This window comes from Agrobacterium bohemicum (assembly GCF_002896715.1).
Taxonomy (GTDB): domain Bacteria; phylum Pseudomonadota; class Alphaproteobacteria; order Rhizobiales; family Rhizobiaceae; genus Agrobacterium; species Agrobacterium bohemicum.
Genome location: NZ_PGEL01000028.1, coordinates 315,920 through 339,080, shown reverse-complemented (window position 1 = coordinate 339,080; position 23,161 = coordinate 315,920). Strand labels below are relative to the sequence as shown.

At 56.2% G+C, this 23,161-nt stretch carries 23 protein-coding genes; 15 read left to right on the top strand and 8 right to left on the bottom strand.

What is annotated here, in order from left to right; translation table 11 throughout:
- Positions 1-19: 19 nt before the first annotated feature.
- A complete protein-coding gene (locus CUC55_RS20270; RefSeq protein WP_067644872.1) occupies positions 20-1,186 on the top strand; it encodes a DUF2333 family protein in 1,167 nt (388 codons plus the stop codon).
- 32 nt (positions 1,187-1,218) lie between these two features.
- On the opposite strand, the gene CUC55_RS20265 is transcribed toward CUC55_RS20270, so the two are convergent.
- Positions 1,219-1,935, bottom strand: coding sequence for a helix-turn-helix transcriptional regulator (locus CUC55_RS20265; RefSeq protein ID WP_067644875.1), 717 nt, complete (start codon positions 1,933-1,935; stop codon positions 1,219-1,221).
- 541 nt (positions 1,936-2,476) lie between these two features.
- Here CUC55_RS20265 and CUC55_RS20260 point away from each other — a divergent pair.
- Positions 2,477-4,726: a TonB-dependent hemoglobin/transferrin/lactoferrin family receptor gene (locus CUC55_RS20260; RefSeq protein ID WP_067644878.1), complete on the top strand. Its 2,250-nt coding sequence runs from the start codon at positions 2,477-2,479 to the stop codon at positions 4,724-4,726.
- A 56-nt stretch (positions 4,727-4,782) separates the two neighbouring features.
- Here the strand turns inward: CUC55_RS20260 and CUC55_RS20255 are convergent, their stop codons facing one another.
- Positions 4,783-5,595, bottom strand: coding sequence for an extensin-like domain-containing protein (locus tag CUC55_RS20255; RefSeq protein WP_103089212.1), 813 nt, complete (start codon positions 5,593-5,595; stop codon positions 4,783-4,785).
- Between CUC55_RS20255 and CUC55_RS22775 the strand changes: the two genes are divergently transcribed.
- From CUC55_RS22775 to queF, 6 genes are all read left to right on the top strand, one after another.
- Positions 5,596-5,775, top strand: a complete 180-nt coding sequence (locus CUC55_RS22775) for a hypothetical protein (RefSeq protein ID WP_157940984.1) — start codon at positions 5,596-5,598, stop codon at positions 5,773-5,775.
- 86 nt (positions 5,776-5,861) lie between these two features.
- Positions 5,862-8,051, top strand: a complete 2,190-nt coding sequence (locus tag CUC55_RS20250; protein WP_103088958.1) for an anthranilate synthase — start codon at positions 5,862-5,864, stop codon at positions 8,049-8,051.
- 69 nt (positions 8,052-8,120) lie between these two features.
- Positions 8,121-8,825, top strand: coding sequence for a TIGR02117 family protein (locus tag CUC55_RS20245; RefSeq protein WP_245417793.1), 705 nt, complete (start codon positions 8,121-8,123; stop codon positions 8,823-8,825).
- A gap of 76 nt (positions 8,826-8,901) precedes the next feature.
- Positions 8,902-9,537: a LysE family translocator gene (locus CUC55_RS20240; RefSeq protein ID WP_103088957.1), complete on the top strand. Its 636-nt coding sequence runs from the start codon at positions 8,902-8,904 to the stop codon at positions 9,535-9,537.
- Between the two features lie 133 nt (positions 9,538-9,670).
- On the top strand, positions 9,671-10,588 hold the full coding sequence (locus CUC55_RS20235) for a cation diffusion facilitator family transporter (protein WP_103089210.1): 918 nt from the start codon (positions 9,671-9,673) through the stop codon (positions 10,586-10,588).
- 3 nt (positions 10,589-10,591) lie between these two features.
- On the top strand, positions 10,592-11,056 hold the full coding sequence (gene queF, locus CUC55_RS20230; RefSeq protein WP_103088956.1) for a preQ(1) synthase: 465 nt from the start codon (positions 10,592-10,594) through the stop codon (positions 11,054-11,056).
- A gap of 18 nt (positions 11,057-11,074) precedes the next feature.
- Here queF and CUC55_RS20225 read toward each other — a convergent pair whose 3' ends face one another.
- The gene (locus tag CUC55_RS20225) at positions 11,075-11,830 is read right to left on the bottom strand and encodes a DUF2076 domain-containing protein (protein WP_103088955.1); all 756 of its coding nucleotides are present in this window, start codon (positions 11,828-11,830) and stop codon (positions 11,075-11,077) included.
- A 110-nt stretch (positions 11,831-11,940) separates the two neighbouring features.
- Positions 11,941-12,531, bottom strand: a complete 591-nt coding sequence (locus CUC55_RS20220) for a HupE/UreJ family protein (RefSeq protein WP_103088954.1) — start codon at positions 12,529-12,531, stop codon at positions 11,941-11,943.
- Positions 12,532-12,751: 220 nt separating this feature from the next.
- Here CUC55_RS20220 and CUC55_RS20215 point away from each other — a divergent pair, with 220 nt between their 5' ends.
- Positions 12,752-13,333: an ATP-dependent Clp protease proteolytic subunit gene (locus CUC55_RS20215; protein ID WP_103088953.1), complete on the top strand. Its 582-nt coding sequence runs from the start codon at positions 12,752-12,754 to the stop codon at positions 13,331-13,333.
- A 74-nt stretch (positions 13,334-13,407) separates the two neighbouring features.
- Here CUC55_RS20215 and CUC55_RS20210 read toward each other — a convergent pair whose 3' ends face one another.
- Positions 13,408-14,469: an SDR family oxidoreductase gene (locus CUC55_RS20210; RefSeq protein WP_067644900.1), complete on the bottom strand. Its 1,062-nt coding sequence runs from the start codon at positions 14,467-14,469 to the stop codon at positions 13,408-13,410.
- A gap of 97 nt (positions 14,470-14,566) precedes the next feature.
- On the opposite strand from CUC55_RS20210, the gene CUC55_RS20205 reads away from it, so the two are divergent.
- Positions 14,567-14,944, top strand: coding sequence for a winged helix-turn-helix transcriptional regulator (locus tag CUC55_RS20205; RefSeq protein WP_067644903.1), 378 nt, complete (start codon positions 14,567-14,569; stop codon positions 14,942-14,944).
- On the opposite strand, the gene CUC55_RS20200 is transcribed toward CUC55_RS20205, so the two are convergent.
- Positions 14,941-15,615, bottom strand: a complete 675-nt coding sequence (locus CUC55_RS20200; protein WP_103088952.1) for a spermidine synthase — start codon at positions 15,613-15,615, stop codon at positions 14,941-14,943. The two genes, CUC55_RS20205 and CUC55_RS20200, sit on opposite strands and share 4 nt — an antisense overlap.
- Before the next feature lie 184 nt (positions 15,616-15,799).
- Here CUC55_RS20200 and CUC55_RS20195 point away from each other — a divergent pair, with 184 nt between their 5' ends.
- From CUC55_RS20195 to CUC55_RS20180, 4 genes are all read left to right on the top strand, one after another.
- Complete coding sequence (locus CUC55_RS20195) at positions 15,800-16,984, top strand: benzoate/H(+) symporter BenE family transporter (RefSeq protein WP_103089209.1); 1,185 nt, start codon at positions 15,800-15,802, stop codon at positions 16,982-16,984.
- A 302-nt stretch (positions 16,985-17,286) separates the two neighbouring features.
- Complete coding sequence (leuA, locus tag CUC55_RS20190) at positions 17,287-19,002, top strand: 2-isopropylmalate synthase (protein WP_103088951.1); 1,716 nt, start codon at positions 17,287-17,289, stop codon at positions 19,000-19,002.
- A 99-nt stretch (positions 19,003-19,101) separates the two neighbouring features.
- On the top strand, positions 19,102-19,953 hold the full coding sequence (locus CUC55_RS20185; protein WP_210176104.1) for an AraC family transcriptional regulator: 852 nt from the start codon (positions 19,102-19,104) through the stop codon (positions 19,951-19,953).
- Positions 19,954-20,027: 74 nt separating this feature from the next.
- Positions 20,028-20,399: a cupin domain-containing protein gene (locus CUC55_RS20180; protein ID WP_103088950.1), complete on the top strand. Its 372-nt coding sequence runs from the start codon at positions 20,028-20,030 to the stop codon at positions 20,397-20,399.
- A gap of 38 nt (positions 20,400-20,437) precedes the next feature.
- On the opposite strand, the gene CUC55_RS20175 is transcribed toward CUC55_RS20180, so the two are convergent.
- A complete protein-coding gene (locus tag CUC55_RS20175) occupies positions 20,438-21,403 on the bottom strand; it encodes a metallophosphoesterase family protein (protein ID WP_103089208.1) in 966 nt (321 codons plus the stop codon).
- Positions 21,404-21,630: 227 nt separating this feature from the next.
- Here CUC55_RS20175 and CUC55_RS20170 point away from each other — a divergent pair, with 227 nt between their 5' ends.
- Positions 21,631-22,029, top strand: a complete 399-nt coding sequence (locus CUC55_RS20170) for an NUDIX domain-containing protein (RefSeq protein ID WP_103088949.1) — start codon at positions 21,631-21,633, stop codon at positions 22,027-22,029.
- A 2-nt stretch (positions 22,030-22,031) separates the two neighbouring features.
- Here CUC55_RS20170 and CUC55_RS20165 read toward each other — a convergent pair whose 3' ends face one another.
- Positions 22,032-23,024 carry a glutathione S-transferase family protein gene (locus CUC55_RS20165; protein WP_103088948.1) on the bottom strand — a complete coding sequence of 331 codons (993 nt, stop codon included), beginning with the start codon at positions 23,022-23,024 and terminating at the stop codon, positions 22,032-22,034.
- Positions 23,025-23,161 lie beyond the last annotated feature (137 nt).

Here is a 23,161-nt window from a genome sequence, read left to right as displayed (position 1 = left end):
CACTCAGGAGAGTTGAACGATGGTCGATCAGGTTATCGCGTTTTTCAAGCGCATTTTCGCAGCGCTTGGAAGAGGTGCGTCTGTCGTGATCGCATGGCTGTTCTGGCCTTTCCGGGCTGCTCATGGCTGGTATGGAAATCGAAATGGCGTGATCAAAATCCCCATTGCCATAGCGCTGGTATTTTTCATCGGACTTTATGGCTACTTCATCTGGCAGACACAGGTCTGGACGAATTTTAATCCAGACTATGTCAAGGATTACAAATTCGCCGAACGGACGTTAGCTGCAGGTCAGGAGTTGCCAGTTCCTGCTCCAATTACCACGGCCGCACCTGCTCCATCGACGACAGAACCGGCAGTTGCCGCCGCCAGGAGCTGCCAGAGCTCTGCCATCGTTGATGTGTCCGCTGGCCTGATCGACTATAACGTCGACCAGAATGCGTGGATTTCTTCGATGCTGCTGTACCGGCTGGGGCTATTCGGCATGGATTGGGACAGCACGCCGTTTCTGGATAACAAGGCGTCGTTCCAGCGTGGTGTCAATCAGGCAGTACGCCGTACATCAGTCGAACTGGTGGATTCGCTCGGTCGCGTTCGCGGCACCTCGGGTATCGATGCCAATCTGCAAAGCGCGCGCGGCAATCTTCAGTTCGATGAGTATTCCTGGTATTTCGGCCTGAACCCGTTCGGCCCAAAGACGCCGAGCCCGAGCTACTACCGTTCTGCAGCTGAAAGCCTTCGCAAATTCAATGCCAGTCTTGCGCTGTGCAATTCTGTTTTCGACGGCCGCGCCGATAACCTTATCCAGTTTGTGGACCGTATCGCCAACGACATCGGTGGCACCTCCGCCATTCTTCGCGAGCGTTCCGAAAACTACAATGGCGGCTGGTTCGATACGCGTGCAGATGATCGTTTCTGGTTCGCCTATGGTCAGCTTTATGGTTATTACGGCATTCTATCTGCTGCGGGTGCCGACTTCTCTCAGGTCATCCGCGAGCGTAACCTCACCAGCTTGTGGAACGACACGCTTCTTCAGACCCGCGCCGCATTGCGCATTCAGCCGATGATTATTTCCAACGGGGATGAAAGCGGCTGGGTCATGCCTTCGCATCTTGCAACGATGGGTTTTTACGTGCTTCGAGTGCGTTCGAACCTTGTCGAACTCCGGTCCGTTCTGGACCGTTGATAAAGCGGGCTGACACTTCGTTGGTCGAAGTGTCAGTTGATCAGCTTCAGCCGGATCGATTTTGCAACGAGTTGCGTGCGGTTGACGCAATCGAGCTTGCGGATCGCATTGTTCAGGTAGGCGTTGATCGTGTGGTCGGAAAGCGACAGGATCTGGCCGATCTCTGCGGACGTCTTGCCCTGTGAGGTCCAGTGGATGACCTCCAGCTCGCGCTTCGTCAAGGCGCGTGGCGCAACCATCTCCGTTCTGCGCATTCTCTCGTAAGCGTCAAATGCGTGAAGCGCGATCATACCGATTTCGTTGAGGGCAACTTGAGAAGGCTGGTCGCATTGACCATCGAACCGCATCAGGTGCCGGTCTCCGTTCAAGGCATTCGTTGGAATGATGAGGCCGTTGGAAATGCCATATTGGGTCAGGAGATCAACGATCGGGGCGGCGTCCGGCTGATCGGTGCCAAGGTCGGCCAGTGACCATGACTGCGGCATTATGGAATGTTTGACCTTTGGCAGGATAGGGCAAAAACGCAACAAGCGCATTTCATCGAATTCGCGAACAAAACGGATCGGTAGAGTCGTTTCCACAAGGTTCGGGGCGAGCAGATCGTCCTCCGGCCTCGGTACGCACATCAGGCTCACATAGGAATAGCCGAACTCTTTCGCCACGCCTTGGACAACCTGCAGCCAGCGAGGACGGCTTTCAGCTGCCGATATCTCCTTACCCAGTAGCGATTGCCGTTCAAGCGTAATCATCAGTGATTTCGATCGTGATAAATTTAATATGTTAACGGTGAGAAATATACCAATTGCCCGGAAATTCCACCCCTTAATTCCGATGTGGTTCCTGTTAACGGCTTAAAACCGTTGCGTTTTGATTCAAATTGAGGTGGCAAAAACGCCGGTTTTGCCTGTTTGACGTTTTTGATATGTGGAATCATCAGTTTTNCTAAAATAATCGCTCAAAGTTCCCGTCAATACGATCTCGGCGGGCCTTTTTCTCTGAAATTCACTATTATTCAAAGATCGTCAAATTCTCCGTTTTTAATCGTAGCCCGTAATCCGTTTCATCCGACATCGCGGCCGTTGAGACGGCGGTTGTCACATTTCTGCAACGCAGCATAATCGCTCTAAAGATGATATAAAAANTCATGTTTNATTAATTGACTCCAATACTCATGTTTTATAGTTCTCTGCCGACGGCGGGGCCGTAGAAATCAAGGGTATTTATCAAGCCACACTGCGACGGCGCTTCGTGTTGCCGCGCGCTTTCGTGTGCTTGCATCAGGGGGTAATCATGACGATCCGGGCTTCTCAATCCGCGTTGCTGCTCTGCACAAGCATGGCGCTTGTTTCCAGCTATTCCATCGGCCACGCGCAGGACGCTAACGTCCAGAACGGCCCGACGGTTCTTGAGCATATTACCATCAAGGGTAAACGCGTTAAGGCGGGAGACGCCGCTTCTGACACGCCTTTGGCCAGTACGATGGACGCCGAGGTCATTCGCAAGAAGGAAATCAGCAACGCACGCGACCTCGGCAACACCACAGAACCTGGCGTCGAATTGATTGAATCCAAGCCAGGTAAACCAGGTGGTTTGTTTATCAGAGGTCTTGGTGGAGCGCGCGTTACGACGCTGATCGATGATATCCCTGTTCCTTATTTCGAAAACTACCCGCGCGCTGGCGTTGCGACCACTTCCATGAGTGACACCAACAACAGTTACGATTTCTCTTCGCTTTCCCGAGTTGATGTTGTGCGCGGAGCAGATTCAAGCCGCATCGGGCCGGGTGCACTGGGTGGAGCACTTGTGTTGCGCACGCTTGAGCCCGAGGATCTAATAACGGAAGGACGCGATTGGGGCGGTGTGGCGAAGCTGACGTATGACAGCGAAGACAGAAGTTTCGGCGGCTCTGTCGCTGTTGCGAAGAAGATACAAAACACATCGGTTATGTTTCAGGGTGGTTACAAAAAGGGCGACGAGCGTAAAAGCCAAGGTACGGACGATATCATTGGCGTTAATCGCACCAAAGCCAACCCTTCTGATTACGATCAGTACAATCTGCTTTTCAAAATCCGTCAGGATCTCGAAGGCGGACACCGCATTGGTATGACGGCCGAACGCTTTAATCTCGACAGCACATCCGACTTGAAAACACTTCAGTCCGCCACCGGCCCAACGAGCAACCGAGTTGGCGACTATTGGGGGTATGACGATACTCGCCGCGAACGCGTATCGCTGGACTATGAATATGAGGCCCCGTCTACCGATGCGCAGGTCGACAGCGCGAGAATGTCGCTGTACTGGCAACGACTAGTCAAGGATGCCGGGTCTTACGGTACGCGTAACAACGGCAGCGATTATGGTCGCTACAATGAAATGGAAGAAAGCTCTGTCGGTTTGACGGGAAGCGCTGTTTCCGAGTTCACCACCGGCAATCTGAACCACGAAGTCCGTTTCGGCGGTAACCTCCAGTTTTCTCAAACCGAGCAATTCCTGACGGTCGTACCCTTTACGACAGTCGTTTCGCAGTCTGATATGCCAGATGTCGATGGAAAACGGCTCGGACTGTATTTGGATGACCGTATAGGTTTCGGCGATAGTGGTTTTGCGCTGACACCCGGCGTGCGGTTCGACTGGTATGATTACGAACCAAAGCCATCGTCAGGGTTCAGTAGCAACACCGGTTCGGGCGTTTTTGGACTACCGGAAGGGCAAGATGGTGTTCGCCTCTCGCCTAAGCTCTTGGCCACATATGATCTGACACCCGAAGTACAACTGTTCGGCCAATGGTCGATGGCTTACCGTCCGCCGACGGTCAACGAACTTTATGTCAACTTCACAAATGGAACGTTCTACGCCAATATCGGCAATCCCGATCTGAAGCCTGAAACCTCCCAGGGCTTTGAACTGGGCGCCAGCTATCAGGGCAATGATCTGACCGGAAAGATTACCGCGTTTCACAATATCTATTCCAATTTCATCGACGCATTTGGAACACCCGGAAACACCGCCGCCGGAGAACCGGCGACATTGTATACGTGGAGAAACCGAGACAAGGTCGAGATTTCGGGCGTAGAAATCAGCGCGCGTAAGGATTTCGGAAACGGCATCTTTGTTCATGGCTCGCTCGCCTATGCCTATGGCAAGGACAGCGATACCGGCGAGTTCATCCGCACAGTGGCGCCGTTCAAGTCTATTCTGGGTGTGGGCTACGAGCAGGAGCAATGGGGTCTCGACCTCTCCACCATTCTGTCGGCCGGTATGAGAGAAGACGGGCTCGCCACGACAATTACCGGGGCGACCTATCAGACATTCGACGCACCTGGTTATGGTATCACCAACCTGACGGCCTGGTGGGAGCCGGAGCAGACCAAGGGGCTCCGGATTCAGGCAGGGGTCTATAATATTTTCGACAAGACCTACTGGAATGCCGTCGGAACACGCGATGTAAGTACAAGTGGAGTAACGACTGCCAACCAACCGGTTGCGTTTTACAGCGAACCCGGTCGTTCATTCAAAATTTCTCTCACGCAGAAATTCTGATCGCAATCCCCTGACGTCAACAAAAGGCGGGGCTCATGCTCCGCCATTTCGCGTTCTTAACGGCAATACAAATATCCGCCCTTACGCTCAAGCACATCCATATGGAGGTGGTCTTGATGCGTCGCGTCGCTGCCGGGGGAGAGGACGGTGCGGAAGAACAGGCAGGCGGCGGTGGTGACTGTGCGTTGGAAAGCGCCTTCCATGGTACCGTCTTCGCCGCGAGACTTCATGACCAGCGGTTCGCCCTTGTCAAAGGTGAGTGTGGCGATATCGACTGCGTTGCCCTTGGCGTGTTCCGACATCTTGCCGGTTTCTGCGCTGTTGCGGTTGCGGCAGATATAGGTCGATGCGTTGCCGAAAGCGGTGACGTTTTTGCCCGGAAGCGCGATTTTCGCCGTTGGCACCACCACATTTTTTGCCCAGCGTGAAAGCGCAAGTGCGGCTTCACACCGCATGGTGCCTTCAGGCTCCAGTGTTATGCCTGGAATGACTGTCGATAGCTCCAGAGGCGAAGCGATGCCGCAGCCATCCTCTTCGCCTTTGATCGGCGGAAGTTCCTTGAACTCTGCGCCCAGCTCTTTCAGTTCCGTAAGGCAGGCTTTGAGCTCTTCCGGATTTNCTGCTTTCACCGGATCGCGCGGGGGCTCCTCCGACTTTTTTNCTTCTTCTTTTTTAGTTTCTTCCGGCTTCGGCACGGCGCTCTCTGCGGGCGGTTGAGCAGGCTGCTGCTCGTCCTTTTTCGTTTCTGCAGGTGCGGGTGTCACGTCCTCCTGCTCCGGTTTGGGCTGAGGAACCGGCACATCCTGTGGCGGTTGCGAGGCTGCAATCAGCAGCGCACTGGCTGCGACTATCATGAGACGATGAAGCATGTGACCGTTCGTTCCCCCGTTGCGGCAGACCCACAACGTTTCAACAGTCTTTCGGTTCAAATCCGCTTGCCATCGCCTGCGCTTGCGGCTAACAATTTGCGCCATGAACACACAGTCGAAGAACCTTGCAATCTGGTGGTGGGGCAGCTTTACGCGGCCTTGAGCACCCATGTCCTTTGACTAAGTCCAAGCCGCCCGAATTTTCAGGCGGCTTTTTTGTTATTATGCCGCCTGTCATCGGGCTTTAGAAACGGGAAGCGGAATAAATGGTAACGATTATTCAGGATGACGGGTCGGAAACTTACGAGACCAGAGGCGGCGTCAAAGTCACGCGCCAGCGCCGTGCTGCCGACTATGCAACGGCTATCGACAGCTACGTAACCGGCCTTGATGAACGTCGTGGCGCAGTGTTTTCCTCGAATTATGAATATCCCGGTCGCTACACCCGTTGGGACACCGCCATCATCGATCCGCCACTCGGCATTTCCTGTTTCGGCCGTACCATGTGGATCGAAGCCTATAATGGTCGCGGCGAGGCACTGCTGACGTTCATCACGGAAANGTTGAAAACGACGCCGGATCTGAAGCTTGGCACCTCAACCGCCCGCCGTCTGGACCTGATCGTCAACGAGCCGGACCGTGTCTTCACCGAAGAAGAACGCTCGAAGATACCAACTGTCTTCACGGCGCTGCGCGCTATTGTCGATCTATTCTATTCCAGCGCAGATGCGGCCATCGGTCTGTTCGGCGCTTTCGGCTACGACTTGGCCTTCCAGTTCGATGCCATCAAGCTTTCACTGGAACGACCGGAGGACCAGCGCGATATGGTGCTGTTTTNGCCGGATGAAATTCTCGTTGTCGATCACCACTCCGCAAAGGCCTGGATCGACCGTTACGACTTCGAAAAGGACGGCGTAACGACGCATGGCAAGGCGCAGGACATCGTGCCAGAGCCGTTCGTCAAGACGGACACCATTCCGCCGCGCGGCGATCATCACCCGGGCGAATACTCGGAACTGGTGACGAAAGCCAAGGAAAGCTTCCGCCGTGGCGACCTGTTCGAGGTCGTGCCAGGACAGAAGTTCATGGAACGTTGCGACAGCAATCCCTCGGCTATTTCGCGCCGCTTGAAAGCCATCAATCCGTCTCCCTATTCCTTCTTTATAAATCTGGGCCATCAGGAATATCTGGTGGGCGCGTCGCCGGAAATGTTCGTGCGTGTGTCCGGTCGCCGCATCGAGACATGCCCGATTTCCGGCACCATCAAGCGTGGCGAGGACCCGATTGCCGATAGCGAGCAGATCCTCAAGCTCTTGAATTCCAAGAAGGACGAATCCGAACTGACCATGTGTTCGGATGTGGACCGCAACGACAAGAGCCGCGTGTGCGAGCCGGGTTCCGTCAAGGTCATCGGCCGCCGCCAGATCGAGATGTATTCCCGCCTCATCCACACCGTGGACCACATAGAAGGCCGCTTGCGGGATGATATGGATGCATTCGACGGCTTCCTGTCGCACGCATGGGCCGTTACCGTTACCGGTGCGCCGAAGCTGTGGGCCATGCGCTTTATCGAAGCTCATGAAAAGAGCTCGCGCGTCTGGTATGGCGGCGCCATCGGCATGGTTGGTTTCAACGGCGATATGAACACGGGCATGACGCTGCGCACCATCCGCATCAAGGATGGTATTGCCGAAGTGCGGGCAGGGGCAACCTTGCTCAACGATTCCAATCCGCAGGAAGAAGAGGCCGAAACCGAACTAAAGGCATCTGCCATGATTTCAGCTATCCGAGACGCGAAGGGCCAGAACTCCGCGGTAATGCAGCGGGACTTGGCCAAGGTGGGAACTGGCGTTAAAATTCTGCTGGTGGACCACGAAGACAGCTTCGTGCACACGCTCGCCAATTATTTCCGCCAGACGGGCGCGACCGTTTCCACCGTACGTTCGCCGGTGGCGGCAGAGGTGTTTGATCGCTTCCAGCCGGACCTTGTCGTTCTCTCTCCCGGACCCGGCAACCCCAGCGATTTCGATTGCAAGGCGACGATCAAGGCGGCTCGTTCCCGCGATTTGCCAATCTTCGGTGTCTGCCTCGGGCTNCAAGCGCTTGCGGAAGCCTATGGCGGTGAGCTTCGCCATCTGGCAGTTCCCATGCATGGCAAGCCGTCGCGTATCCGCGTGCTGGAACCCGGTCTGGTTTTCTCCGGTCTCGGTAAAGAGGTGACGGTCGGTCGTTATCACTCGATCTTCGCCGACCCTGCTACACTCCACCGGGATTTCATCATCACGGCGGAAAGCGAAGATGGCACGATCATGGGCATCGAACATTCCAAAGAGCCGGTTGCGGCAGTTCAGTTCCACCCGGAATCGATCATGACGCTGGGTGGCGATGCCGGCATGCGGATGATCGAAANCGTGGTCACGCATCTGGTGCGCAAGGCAAAGACCAAGGCCGCCTGACCTGGCCCACGAACAACGGCGGCGTTATGAAACGCCGCCGTCTCCTATGATCCGCGCAGGTGATGCACAGTGAAGATTTNCAAATATCTATGCATCGCCGTGGCCTTGATTGTCGCAAGCCTTGGCGCTGGAACCTTGCTGCCAAAGCCGCTCACCCACAATCAATCGACGGTCGTGGACGCCACGTCCCGCCGCGTTTTGGTTCTCAGCAATCCCATCCACACTGACATAGCCCTTCCTGTTGATGCAGAGCTGCTGGCGCAATTTGCGTTTCTGCGCGATGGAAATCTCGACATCGATTTCCCCGGTGTTCGGTATCTCGTTTTCGGCTGGGGAGGGCGGGCTTTCTACACACAGACGCCAACATGGGCCGATCTGAAGCCGTTCCCCCTGCTCAAGGGCCTAACGCTCGACCATTCGGTCATGCATATCGCTCTTGCAGGAGATATCCCTCTCACGGACGCGAGTGTCACGTTGCTTGATCTTTCGGGGNAGGAGCATCGAAAACTCGTCGATTTCATCGTTGGCAGCTTTGCCTACTCTCAGGAAANGCCGATCCCGCTATTGGGGCAATCATACGGCCGCAATGATGCTTTTTNCGAGGCTGTAGGGTATTTCAATGCAGTGGTGGGCTGTAACACATGGACTGCGGCGGCCNTGCGGTATGCCGGTTNGCAAACCGGATGGTGGACGCCTTTGCCGCCGCTTCTCACGGCCTCGCTACGGATGCATAATGATGCCAGCATATTTNCCGTTGCCGTTCCGGCGCGTTGAGATGTGGGAATTGACAAAATCAATCCAACTGCCTTAATCGTTTGATTGTTTNGGCTTTTCTGTTTGCAGGGCGGTAATGATCGATTTCCATCAGCTTTTACTGGTTTACATCGCTTATATTATCGCCGTGGCTAGCCCCGGCCCCAGCAACATGACCATCATGGGCGTAGCCATGAGCCGAGGACGCGCACCGGCCATCGTTCTGGCAATCGGCGTCATCACCGGCTCACTGTTCTGGGCGACACTGACGGCCACCGGCCTGTCCGCAGTTTTGGCGACCTACGCCAATGCGCTGTTCTTCATCAAGATCGCCGGTGGCTTTTATCTGCTATACCTGGCCTATAAATCCGCTCGCTCGGCCTTTTCACCTGTCACGCCTCAAACCGTCGTGCAGGAAGCTCCTGTTGACCGCGCGGAATATCTGCAACTCTACCGTCGCGGATTGCTGCTTCATTTGACCAACCCCAAGGCCATTCTCGGCTGGATAGCCATCATGTCCCTCGGCCTGAAGCCCGGCGCGGGAGCATCGACCCTCGCGGCCATCATCGGCGGCTGCGGACTGTTGGGGATTACCATTTNCTGTGGCTACGCCCTCCTGTTTTCAACAGCACCGGCAATCCGCGTCTATCAGCGCGCCAAGCGATATATCGAAACCGTGCTGGCCCTGTTTTNCGGTTTNGCGGGTATCAAGTTGCTGCTGAGCAGAGTGTAGGGACTTGACCTTGCCCTCGCTTTAAATCATAGAAGCCGCAAATATGAACCGCCTGCTTGGAACCTCCGAGCGGGCGGTTCATGCGTTTNGGTGTCCATTTCTGCAATTCATTCGCATCCGCACGGGGTCAGTCATGAACGAACAGGGCAACACGCTCGTCAGGAAACTTGCTTTCTGGGGCATCCCGTTTNCCATTACGGTTTTGTGCCTGAAGCTTTCGGCATGGTGGGTTACCGGCTCTGTGGCGCTGCTGTCGGATGGTCTGGAATCCACCGTCAACGTTGTCGCAGCCTTCATCGCCTATTTCGTCATTCGTTACGCGCAAAAACCTGCCGATGACGATCATCAGTTCGGGCATCACAAGGCGGAATATCTGTCCGCCGTGGTCGAGGGCGTTTTGATCGTTCTTGCTGCACTTCTGATCGTCAAGGAAGCGTGGAGCGGCTTGATGGCTCCGCGCTTGCCGGATGCACCGGCGATCGGTCTCGCCATCAACGCCTTTGCAGCCATTCTCAATGGCATATGGGCAAGGGTCCTCATTCGTGTCGGCAGACAGCATTCATCGCCTGCACTTCTGGCAGATGGCCAGCACATCATGTCGGATGTCGTGACCTCCGGCGGAGTTCTGATCGGCCTCGTTCTGGCGATTTTGACCGGCTATGCCATTCTCGATCCGGTGCTGGCCATCGTCGTCGCCATCAATATCCTATTCCAGGGTTCGAAGGTCATCATGCACTCACTCGGTGGTCTGATGGACCGTGCGGTGGAACCGGAGGAAGACGAAGCGATCAAGAAGGCGATTGCCGAAAATTCCACTGGTGTCCTGGGGGTGCATGATCTGAAGACCAGAAGGGCAGGGGCGGTCGCCTTTATCGATTTCCATGTGGTCGTTCCCTCTGCCCTGTCTGTGGGAGCGGCACATGAGATTTGCGACCGGCTCGAAGATGCCATAAGGGAAGCCATACCCGGTGCCGTGCTGGCCATTCATGTGGAGCCTGAGAGCGAACAGGCACATGGCGTTCGGGTTGAGTTTCAAGAAACAGGAGTTTGAACCATGTCAGTCACGGATGTTTCCGGCCTGTCACAACTGGGCGCACAAGTCGCTTCCCCTGAAAGCCCGGAAAAGGCCGTTCTGGAAAAAGTACCGAACGGCAATGCTGGCACTGATTATGTCGTGCGCTTTACCGCGCCGGAATTTACGTCACTGTGCCCCATGACCGGTCAGCCGGATTTNGCCCATATCGTCATCGATTATATTCCGGGTGATTTTCTGGTGGAGTCAAAGTCACTGAAGCTGTTCCTGCATGCCTTCCGAAATCACGGCGCATTCCACGAAGATTGCTCAATCTATATTGCCAAGCGGTTGGTGGATCTGCTTCAGCCGAAGTGGTTGCGCATCGGCGCTTACTGGTATCCGCGCGGCGGCATTCCCATCGATGTCTTCTGGCAGACGGGTGCGCCACTGCAAGGTGTCTGGCTGCCTGAACAGGGCGTCGCGACCTATCGTGGCCGCGGCTGACCCTTCGGTTTCTTCAACTCAGACGAAGGAATCTCCGTCGCCTGAATCGAAATCCGTATCATCGTTGCTATCGTCGTAATCCGCTTGTTGCAGATTATCGTTGTTGCCAGCATCCTGCTGCGGCTTGTCGTCATCACCGTAATAGTTATTGATGACGGTTTCTTCCACCGGTGCGGCGCCATTTCCAGCGCCGCCCAAGGCGGAACCCCAGCCCGACGATGCAACGTGGTTCGAGAAGATGCCGCTCAGCGAATTGGCAAGCAACATGCCGCCCGCTACGCCTGCCGCAGCTCCCAGCGCACCTTGCAGAAATCCGCCGCCGCTGCTTGGGCGCGCAAAGGCAGATGGCTGCTGGTTGGTCCATGGGCCACTGGGTTGCTGCGAAGTATCGTTTGAGCGGCCCCACGGCCCCGGTGCCTGACCGGATGTATCATTTCGGTAAGTCTGCGCGGGGGCAGGCGTCGATGCTGGCGCTTGCTGCTGACTACCGCCAAAANTCGAGCTGAGGAACCCACCCTGTTGGGCCTGTTGTGGCGCGCCGTTGCCACTTTCAAGCTGGTGAATACGCTCTTCAAGCTGGGTGATATGCGCCGCTGCGGCTTCAAGCCCCTTTNCCTGCACGATCACGGCTTGTGCCAGATAATAGGGAGAGGCGGGTTGGTCTCGCACCGCCTGATTGATCAACGTTTCCGCTTCCGCATCACGCGGGGTGGAGGATGCGGATTTGACCCTGTCGAACAGGGATTTCAGCAGTTGGGTTTCTTCGGGTGACATCGGTAGCCTCCTTGGCGTGTCGAGAAACACACACCAAGGAAGTAGGGTTCAATTTTGGCTTTTGAAAGCCGAAATTTNCTTACATTTCTGTAAGGTTAGAAACCCTTGATTTACCCGCCAAACACCAGAGAAAGCCCGGCCAGTGCGGTGATGCCGCCGACGATGCGCGCCGCAACCGTGCCAAGCCTGGCAATGCCCATTCCAAGAGCGATGCCGGCAACATGGAGAAGTGCGGTTGCGATGATGAAGCCAGCGCCGAACTGAAGGGCGCCTGCGCTTCCGAGTTCACCGCCGTGGGCATGGCCGTGGAAANGGGCAAATATGCCGACGATGGCTGCAGCAGCGCCGACCGGGACACGCGTGGCCATGGCAACGAGCAGACCCAAAGCAACGACCGAGGCTAGTATGGCCGGTTCGACGAATGGCAAATCAATACTGCCAAGAGCCAAGGCAAAGCCGATTGCCATGGTGCAAACGAACGCGGCTGGAACGATGAGAAGTGCGCTTCTTTTATGGGTAGAGGCGGCGATCTGCGCAGCCCATATGCCGACTGCAATCATTACCAGAATATGGTCGGCACCAAACAGCGGGTGCGAAAATCCTGCCATGAAGGAGCCGTGCTCTTCAGGGTTGAGGTGAGCAAATGCGGGCAGGGTGGTTGCGCCGAGTGTGACAGCGGCAAGTAAAAGTTTTTTGAACATCGGTCCCTCTTGTTTTTTNGTAGGCAGGGCAAGAAGCTCTTGGGGTGCCGCTCCAACCCTGCGTCATTAACGATATCGCAAGCGCAAACACGCTGTCCATGCGTCATTTGTCGGTGGTCTGTTTATTAAGCAGTTCCGCGCCTTGCCTTTTNCACTCATTGTTTNACGAAACAAATCACACTATGTCCGGTAGGTAATGAAATACGTTGGAGACCGTCACATGAACGAAGAAGAAGACGACAAGAGCAAGGAACTGCCGATCGGCAAAGAAACGGAAGCGAATCTTTNCAAGTCGCGTTCGATCTTCATTTATGGCGGAATCACGCAGGAACTGGCACAGAAGGTTTGCACGCAGCTTGTTGCGCTGTCGGCTGCCAGCGATGAAGACATCCGCGTCTATGTTAACTCGCCCGGCGGCCACGTCGAATCCGGCGATAGCATTCACGACATGATCAAGTTCATCAAGCCGAAGGTGTGGATCATCGGCACCGGCTGGGTCGCATCTGCCGGCGCACTGATCTACGTATCGGTGCCGAAGGAACGTCGTATCTGCTTGCCGAATACTCGCTTCCTGCTTCACCAACCATCCGGCGGCACACGCGGCATGGCATCGGATATCGAAATCCAGGCACGCGAAATTATCAAGATGAACAAGCGTCTGATCAAGATTTTCTCTGTGGCCACCGGCCAGACGGAAGAAAAGATCGCCAAGGACATCGACCGCGATTACTGGTTGGGTGCCGAAGAAGCCGTGGCCTATGGCCTTGCTTCGCGCGTCGTGACCTCGCAGGGCGAGATCTAACCTGAAACTGTCCGTCAAAAAACCGCGCTGGCGAAGGTCAGCGCGGTTTTTTGTTGTTAAGCGATTATGCCGGATCAGGGGATAAGGCGGCTTTCGCGGAGCGCCGTGAACAAAGCAAAAAAGGCGTCATCCGTCGGCTGATATTCCTTGAATCCGAGGCGGCGGCTTTTGGCCATGTCGGTCACGACTTCGATGGGGCGACCGAGATCCGCATCGGTATGCCAGGGTGATGCCAGACGGGTCAGATCGGGCTCAGCCAGGTTTTCCCGAATAGCAATCGTGCTCCAAATCTCGGAATCGTGCTCCATCTGCTGTTCGAGCGGGCTGACTGTGCCATCGAATGGCGCTGGCTCGATGCCGAACCAATCTGCGATACGACCCCACATCCAGCTCCAGCGGAACACGTCACCATTCACCACATTGAACGCTTCGTTTGCTGCCTCGGGTGTTTCTGCGGCCCATAGCAACTGCTTGGCAAGAAGGTTGGCGTCCGTCATGTCGGTCAGGCCGTTCCATTGTGCAGCGGAACCGGGGAAGCGGAAGGGGCGCTCGGTTTCGCGGCAGATGGTGGCGTAGACCGCAAGTGTCGTTCCCATGTTCATGGCATTGCCGACAGCCTGGCCGATGACGGTGTGCGGGCGATGCACGCTCCATGAAAAGCCATCACGTTTTGCAGCGGCGAAAACTTCGTCTTCCTGCGCATAATAGAAGTTTTCGACATCGAGACGGCCCTGTTCCTCGCGGAAAGGTGTCTGCGGCAGTATGCCTTTGCCATAGGCCTCGAAGGGTCCAAGGTAGTGCTTCAAACCGGTGACCAGTGCCACATGGCGAGTGGATTTGCCGAGTTTCAGGCCATCCAGGAGATTGCGGACCATGGCGGAATTGACGCGGATATTTTCCGCTTCGCTGTCCTGACGAGCCCATGTAGTGATGAACACGGCGTCTGGCCGGACATCCGTCAGTGCCTTTGCCGTTTCAACCGGATTTTGTAAATCGGCGGCAACAGGAATGATGCTCTTCTGCTGCGCCGGTTTGCGCGAAAGGCCGTAAACGCGCCAACCCTGTTCGAACAGAAGATTTGCCGTGGCGCTGCCGACGATCCCGCTTGCGCCCACCACCAATGCCGTTTTAACCATGCTCGAACTCCATTTTGTAAAAGCTATAATTAGGCATCCCGCCCGCCATCGTGTAGACGGCACGGATTGGGGACATGGATACCAAAAGGTGACCACGATGAAACCGGGAAGCCATGAAGCGGAATGGCGCGAGGATTGTGCGCCCAGACGTGTGTTGGAACTGTTCTCGACCAAATGGACGAGCATGATCTTGCACACGCTGCATACCCTGCATCAGGGCACCGCCCGCACAGGTGTGTTGGAACGCAGCCTGCCGGGGATTTCCAAGAAGATGCTGACGCAGACGTTGAAGGAAATGGAGCGCACCGGACTGGTGACACGCCACGTCCATGCGACCAGACCGCCTTCCGTTGAATACTGCCTTACACCGCTCGGAAACCGGTTTATCGAGCCGGTGGAAATGCTCTATGCCTGGGGGCGGGATAATGCCGATGCGTTGGACGCGTTGGGAGAGCGGTCCACGTCAAGGCGTTAAGCCTTGGCCGCCAACCAGAGCGTATGCCGCGCACCGCCGCGCTTGCCATTGGCGCGAACGCTCACCTCATCTGTCGCAAAGCCCGCCTGTCGCAAGCGGCGAGTGAAGGCAGCATCCGGCCCGGATGACCACACGGCCAGTACGCCTTTCGGGCGCAAAGCTGTTCTGGCGGCTTCTAAACCATCGCGATCATAGAGGCTGTCATTGGACGGGCGCGAGAGGCCATCGGGGCCATTGTCGACATCCAGCAGAATGGCGTCATAGACGGCCTTTTNCGAGCGGATAAGCGCACCGACATCGCCGACATGAATGTCAACGCGGGCATCATCNAGCGTGCCCTTGTGCAGATCGGCCATAGGGCCGCGCGCCCATTCCACAACGGCTGGGACGAGTTCTGCGACGGTGACGTGGGCGTCGGAAGGCAAAACAGCAAGCGCGGCACGCAAGGTAAANCCCATGCCAAGCCCGCCGATCAGCATGGTCTGGTTCGCACGTCCGGCAATGCGTTCACAGGAGAGCGTCGCCAGGGCCTCTTCGGAACCGCTCAACCGGCTGTTCATCAGCTCATTTGCGCCCAGCATGATGGAGAATTCCTGGCCGCGCTGCTTCAGGCGCAGTTCGGTGCCATCGCCGGGTATGGCTGCTCGGTCCAGTTCTATCCAAGGAAGCATTTGATATCTCGCTGGTTGATGGCGAGGGTTTACACGGGCGTGCTGGTGAGAACAACAGGGCAGGGCATGAGAATGCTGCGCACAACTCAACGTGCGTACGTTAGCCGCTCAAAGCAACCTTGCCAGCGTGGGCGTTTTTTGATCTGGAATGATGATCGACTTTTCCCTCTGCCAGAGCCCAGCCATGTTAAAAGATTTTTCTCTCCAAAGCCTGTTCATGGGCTTGCTCACGGCTTTCGTCGGGTTCGCGAGCTCCTTCGCCGTGGTGCTGCAAGGTTTGAAGGGTGTCGGCGCAACGGATTTCGAGGCTGCATCCGGGCTGATGGCGCTGTCGGTTTCCGTCGGTATCTGCGCTATCGTTCTATCCGCCAAAACGCGGCTTCCCATCAGCATTGCGTGGTCTACACCGGGTGGCGCGCTTCTGGCGACGACGGGGGTGATCGAGGGCGGCTTTTCGGCAGCCGTGGGCGCCTTTATCATCTGTTCGGTGCTGATCATCATCGCCGGTCTGTTCAGGCCGCTCGGGCGGGCGGTTGCCTCCATTCCGACGCCGCTTGCCAACGCCATGCTGGCAGGTGTCATCATCGGTCTATGCTTTGCGCCCATCAAGGCCATCGGTTTCAACCCCGCGCTTGGCCTGCCGATCATTCTGGCATGGATCATCGTCGGTGCTTTCAAGCGTCTGTTTGCCGTGCCTGCAGCTCTTGCCGCTTTCGTTCTGGTGATGATTTTNGGCGTCGATATTCCAGCCGATGCTTTGGATAGCATCGCGCAATCACTGGCTCCGCCTATGGAATTCGTCATGCCGGTGTTCAACCTGCAAGCCCTGATATCGATTGCGCTGCCGCTGTTCATCGTGACCATGGCCTCGCAGAATATTCCCGGCATCGCCGTTCTGAAGGTCAACAATTACGATCCGCAGCCGGGGCAGCTGTTTGCCACAACCGGCCTTTTCTCGCTGCTCGCTGCGCCCTTTGGTGGTCATGCCGTCAACCTCGCCGCCATCACCGCCGCCATGTGCGCGGGCGAAGACGCCCACCCAGACCCCAAGCGTCGTTACTGGGCGGTTATCGTCAGCGGTGTCGGCTACGTGATTTNCGGGCTGCTAGCAGGTGTGGTCACCGCGTTTGTGGCACTCGCCCCGCCGATTCTCATTCAGGCGGTTGCGGGCCTGGCTTTGGTCGGTGCCTTCTCCGGCTCAGCTGTTGCTGCCTTCAAAGACCCCGAAACCCGCGAAGCCGCTGCCATCACCTTCCTCATCACGGCCTCCGGCCTGTCGTTCGGCGGCATATCAGGCGCCTTTTGGGGGCTGATCGGTGGTGGTTTGATGATGGCGCTGACGAGTTTTGTGAAACGAATGAAAAGTTGAAGATGGACTTGCAACCAAAAATTTCGCCGCTTATAAGCTTTNCTATGACCAATCGCACCGCAACCATTTTTGGCATGACCGCGCAGATTTCTGCGAAGGCTTGCCCATGCGGTGCACTCTCGCTTCTTAGCCTCGACCTTACACGCGGTTGCCGGGTCCAGTGAGGAGCGCCCGGCGGCCGAAAGCCCGCTGGTGCGAACGCTCCTCAACTCGAAATCTCACTTTATACTGGATTTAAGGCCCGTTTGGGCGCGAATTAGCACAAGGCTTTTTCAGCCGCGATGCGTGGAAGGAGCAAGATTATGGACGCCAAGACCTCTCATATTTCCAAGGGTATGCCGGACGCGAACGTGAAGTATCGCCCATACCCTGTGATCGATATCAAGGACCGGACATGGCCCTCGAAAACCATCGACAAGGCACCAATCTGGTGTTCGGTGGATTTGCGTGATGGCAACCAGTCGCTGGTTAATCCCATGGGGCATGATCGCAAGGCGCGCATGTTCAAGCTGTTGCTGGAAATGGGTTTCAAGGAAATCGAGATCGGTTTCCCATCCGCTTCCCAGACGGATTTCGACTTCGCGCGCTGGTGCGTGGAACAGGGTGGCGTGCCGGAAGACGTTTCCTTGCAGGTGCTGGTTCAGTGCCGCCCGGAACTGATTACCCGCACCTTCGAATCGCTGGAAGGTGCCAAGAACCCGATCATCCACTTCTACAATTCCACCTCCGAATTGCAGCGCCGCGTGGTGTTCGCCAAGGACGTGCCTGGTATCAAGCAGATTGCGGTCGATGCGGCCAAGATGATCACCGATATGGCCGCCAAGGCCGGTGGTGGTTACCGCTTCGAATATTCGCCGGAAAGCTTCACCGGTACCGAGCTGGAAGTAGCACTTGAGATATGCAACGCGGTGGTTGAGGTTGTGAAGCCCACGGCGGATAACAAGCTGATCCTGAACCTGCCTTCGACAGTGGAGATGGCCACGCCCAACATCTATGCCGACCAGATCGAGTGGATGTGCCGCAACATCGACAACCGCGAAAACGTCATCATTTCGCTGCATCCCCACAACGACCGTGGCACCGGCATCGCCGCAACAGAACTGGGCCTGATGGCGGGCGCCGACCGCGTGGAAGGCACATTGTTCGGGAATGGCGAACGCACGGGTAACGTGGACGTCGTCACGTTGGCGCTGAATATGTACACGCAGGGTGTCGATCCTGAACTCAATTGCCGCGATATCGAACACATCAAGTCAGTCTACGAGTACTCCAACGAGATGACGATCCCAGAGCGCCACCCTTATGTCGGTGAACTGGTTTATACGGCGTTTNCCGGCTCGCATCAGGACGCGATCAACAAGGGCATGAAGGCGATCAAGGTTGCCAATCATCCGGTGTGGGAAGTGCCTTATCTGCCCATCGATCCGAAAGATGTCGGGCGCTCCTACGAGGCGATCATCCGCATCAATTCGCAGTCCGGCAAGGGTGGCATCGCCTATATTCTCCAGCAGGATTACGGCATCAACCTGCCGCGCAATCTGCAGGTGGAATTCCGCGAGGAAATTCAGCGCATTACCGATGAAGAAGGTGTAGAACTGCCCGCCAAGCGCATCCACGACCGCTTCATCGAACAATATGTGACGCAGCCCAACGCCCGCATCAAATTTGTGGATCACCACACCTATCCGGCTGGTGACTTCCGGGGTGTGCGCGTGGTTGCCGCCGAAATCACCGACAACGGCGAGATCAAGCGCATCGAGGGCAAGGGAACCGGCCCAATCGACGGCTTCATTAACGCTCTGTCGACCTATCTCGGCATTGATCTGTCGGTCAACGATTACTCAGAGCACTCGCTGCAACACGGTTCCAACGCCTCGGCCATCGCCTATGTCGAGATGGAGCATCCTGGCGGCAAGCTGTTTGGTGCGGGTATCAACACGAACATCGTGGCAGCTTCGCTGGAGGCGATCGTATCAGCTGCCAACCGTGTGTTGGAGGAGCGGGCAGCAAAGGCCTGACCTGAACGTCACCCCTGTCGACCTCAGCAGATGCACTCTGCTGAGGTCGAAGATTTNACAGAGACTCATCGAAGACATCTATCTTGGGAGCATTCACCATTGCAGTCGGGACTGGGTGTCGTCAGCGATTTATCTGCTCCCGTTGCGTCTGGGTGGATCAATCTCGCTTCCGGAATGGAAGGTTGCGAACGGATAGAGGCCTTCTTCTCAGGCCCTGCCTATCAGCCACATCGGCATGATACCTATGCGATAGGCCGCACAATATCCGGCGTGCAGCGGTTTCAATATCGCGGCGAGGGGAGTGCCGGGGTGCCCGGGACGGTCATGGTGCTTTATCCAGACGAATTGCATGATGGGCAGGCAGGCACGGAGGATGGCTTCCATTATCAGATGATCTATCTGGACCCGCTTCTTGTACAGAATGCCTTGGGGCATGGTCATGCACTGCCATTCATTCCCGCTGGCGTCACGAGCAATCCGCAGTTGCTGAAGGCGATTGATCGCATTTTTGCACATATCAGCGAGCCGCTGGAGACCTTGCAGTTCGATGATGCGATCTACGAAATCGCTGCAGGGCTGAAAGCCGCCGGGCCTCCCAGTGGCAGGCGAGGAATTTCGCTGCCCGACTACCACGCGGCGGATAAGGCTCGCGATTATCTTCGACATTCAAATGGTCAGGTGGTTTCCCTTGAGCAACTGGAAACGCTTACCGGGCAGGATCGTTGGAAGTTGTCTCGCGATTTCAGGACAGTGTTCGGCACCAGCCCTTACCGTTATCTGACGCTACGTCGTCTGGATCATGCCAAGGCGCGTATTGTCGAGGGGCAATCACTTGTTCAGGTCGCGTTGGATGTCGGATTTGCCGACCAGGCGCACCTGACCCGGCATTTTCGTAACACCTTCGGCATGACGCCCGCTCAGTGGCGCAAGATGACGTTGACCCAACGCTGATTTGCACGATCGTTCAATATTGCCGACAGTGATGCGCTTAGATTGCTCCTATTCAACCAAGGAGCAATCGAACGATGGAAAAACAATATCAGTCTGTCAATTTCGCGGACAAACTCTCAAAGATAACAGCCTTTTGGCAGCCGCGCGTCATAGCCGAAATGAACGATTATCAATTCAAGATCGTGCGCATCGAGGGAGATTTCATCTGGCATGACCACCCGGAAACGGACGAGACGTTTATCGTCCTAAATGGTCAGTTGCGGATCGATTTTCGCGACGGCACGGTATCGATTGGTCCGGGCGAAATGCTTGTCGTTCCCAAGGGTGTGGAGCACAAACCCTATGCGGAACATGAGGTCCATCTGCTTCTGATCGAGCCGCGTGGTGTTCTCAATACCGGGCACACAGGCGGGGATCGCACGGCGCAAANCGACGTTTGGATCTAATCGTCTTTGCTGTGGAGCGTCGGGATTTTACTCGACGCTCACTCTTCCTCGCTTTGCTCCACCGGATTGCTGAAACCGAGCGGTTTACCGTTGTTGTAGAATACCCGCACGTCCTCCAGCTCCACGCCGGTACCTTTTTCGTTGAGGCCAAAGCGTTCGCAGGTCACGTTCCATGTGCCGGGGCCACCGTCGATGTGGAAAAGGTTGTACCCNGCGCGCGNTTTTTTGCCACCGGGGCCTTGGCTGGTTGAGGCGATGCAGACGACAGGCGTGTGGTCGCGTCCGCGATGGGTGTTGAGCCAGTAGACGGTGTTGAGATGCGTGTGGCCGTGCAGAACAAGTTCTGCGCCGCCCGTGCCAATGGCTGCGGCAAAGCGGCGAATGCCGATCATGCGTTTGTGCGTGGCCGCCGCGCCCCGGATTGGCGGGTGGTGGATCATCACCACACGAAACAGGCCCTGTTCACCCGCCTTGCGCAGCAATTCCGCCGTCGCGCGCGCCTGTCTGCGGCCGAAATAGCCGGTGGCGGAAAAGGGCGGGGTGGCAATGGATGTCGAGCAGCCGATCATGGCGACCGGTCCGCGCACCCGCATATACGGAAAAATCTTGCGGTCTTCGTCCCAGTTTTCCTTGTCGCCATCACCACGCACGAAGGGATACCAGGCAGCCATCGCCTTGTCATGCGCGCCGGGAACATAGGCGTCATGATTGCCCGGCACGACGGAGACCTTCAAAGGATCGCCAATTTCCTCCAGCCAGTCAGCTGCGGCGCGGATTTCAATTCCGGTTGCCAGATTGACCAGGTCACCGGTGATGGCAATGTGGTCTGGCGCCTTACTTTCCATATCATCGACCACCTTTTCCAGCGTATCGCTGAAAAGGTGCTTGCGGCGGTTAAGACGCCAGTTCACAAAGCCGAGGATGCGCTTGGATGCAAGCTCGCGGAAGGTGAGCTTGGGCAGCGGGCCGAGATGGATATCGGAGATGTGGGCAAGTGTGAACATGCGTTCAGACATAATCTATCCATGTTGGAGCGTACAATGCGAAACCTCGATTTTTCAAAGGGATAAGCGCTGACGTCGAAGTGTGAAGCAGTATCTGGTGTATTCGGTACAAGTTGACGGAGAGTTGAGACTTGAGTGACAACCATGGGCGGGGCGAAGGGTTCCGGCGCGTGCTTCGGAATGTTGTCAAACGTTTGCTGCACACGTTTTTCTTTTGGAGCCGAGGCATGACGATGGGCGTCCGCGCCGCCTGTTTCGATACGCGGGGCTATGTGTTTCTGGTTCGGCATACCTATGTTCCGGGCTGGCATATGCCCGGTGGTGGTTTGGAGCGTGGCGAGACGGGGTCGCAAGCGCTTCACAAGGAAATCCGTGAGGAGGGAAACCTCTTCGCCACATCCACGCCGCAGCTTATCCATGTTTATTTCAACAACCGCACCAGCGACCGCGACCATGTGATGTTCTATCGCCTCGAGGTGACGCAGACCGAAGCAAAGGTGCCGGACCGCGAAATTAGCGAAAGCGGATTTTTNCCGCTGGATGCGTTACCCGATGGCACGACGCCCGCCACATGCAGGCGGCTTGCGGAGTTGGCAGGCAAGGTGCCACCGGATGATTACTGGTAGCGTCAGCGCAACCGTTCCCGATCATGCGCTCTTTCCAGTTCGAGTTCAGGGCCGATGGGCACAATACCGGTCGGGTTGATGGTCTTGTGGCTGCGGTAATAATGTTCCTTGATGTGGCGGATATTGACCGTCTCCGGTATGCCTGATGTCTGGTAGAGATCACGCAGATAGCCAGTCAGGTTCGGGTAATCGTGGATGCGGCGAATGTTGCATTTGAAATGGCCGACATAGACGGGGTCGAAACGAACCAATGTGGTGAACAGCCGCCAGTCCGCTTCCGTCTGCTGCGAGCCGAGCAAGAAGCGCTTGTCGACTAGGCGCTCTTCCAAGGCGTCCAGCGTCTCGAAAATCTTGATAGCGCTTTCCTCATAGGCTTCCTGGGTGGTGGCGAAGCCCGCCTTGTAGACGCCGTTGTTTACGGTGTCGTAGATCTGGTCGTTGAGGGCATCGATCTCGGCGCGCAGGGCTTCGGGGTAATAATCCTTCGTTGATCCGGTCAGGTCATCGAAAGCGCTATTGAACATGCGGATGATGTCCGCAGATTCGTTGGAGACGATGGTGTTCTGCTGCTTGTCCCACAAAACAGGGACGGTAACACGACCGGAATATTGCGGGTCTGCCTTTGTATAGACCTGCCACATGGCCGAAGAGCCGAAGAGATGGTCCTCCGTTGCGCCCGGCGTGCGCTCATCTGCCGGTTTGAATTCCCAGCCATTTNCCAGCATCAGGGGATCGACCACCGAAACGGAAATGAAGTCTTCCAGCTTCTTCAGCTTGCGGAAGATCAGCGTGCGGTGTGCCCAGGGNCAGGCCAGGGAAACATAGAGATGGTAGCGATCTTTCTCAGCCTTGAAGCCGCCTGTACCGGAAGGGCCGGGCTCGCCATCTGCCGTCACCCAGTTGCGAAACTGCGAGGCGCTGCGCTTGAAGTGGCCCTTGGTTTCCTTTGTGTCGTACCAGACGTCTTTCCAAACACCTTCCACCAGCATGCCCATCGTGCTCTCTCCTTTGTATTGCTACAAACACTGTAGGTCATGACTTTGCGGAAAGTTAACCCCAAAGGCAGTGAACAGTGCGTTCGTCTCATCCTCACATCATTGAATGAGTTCAGTGCAGGATTTGTTCTGGACGG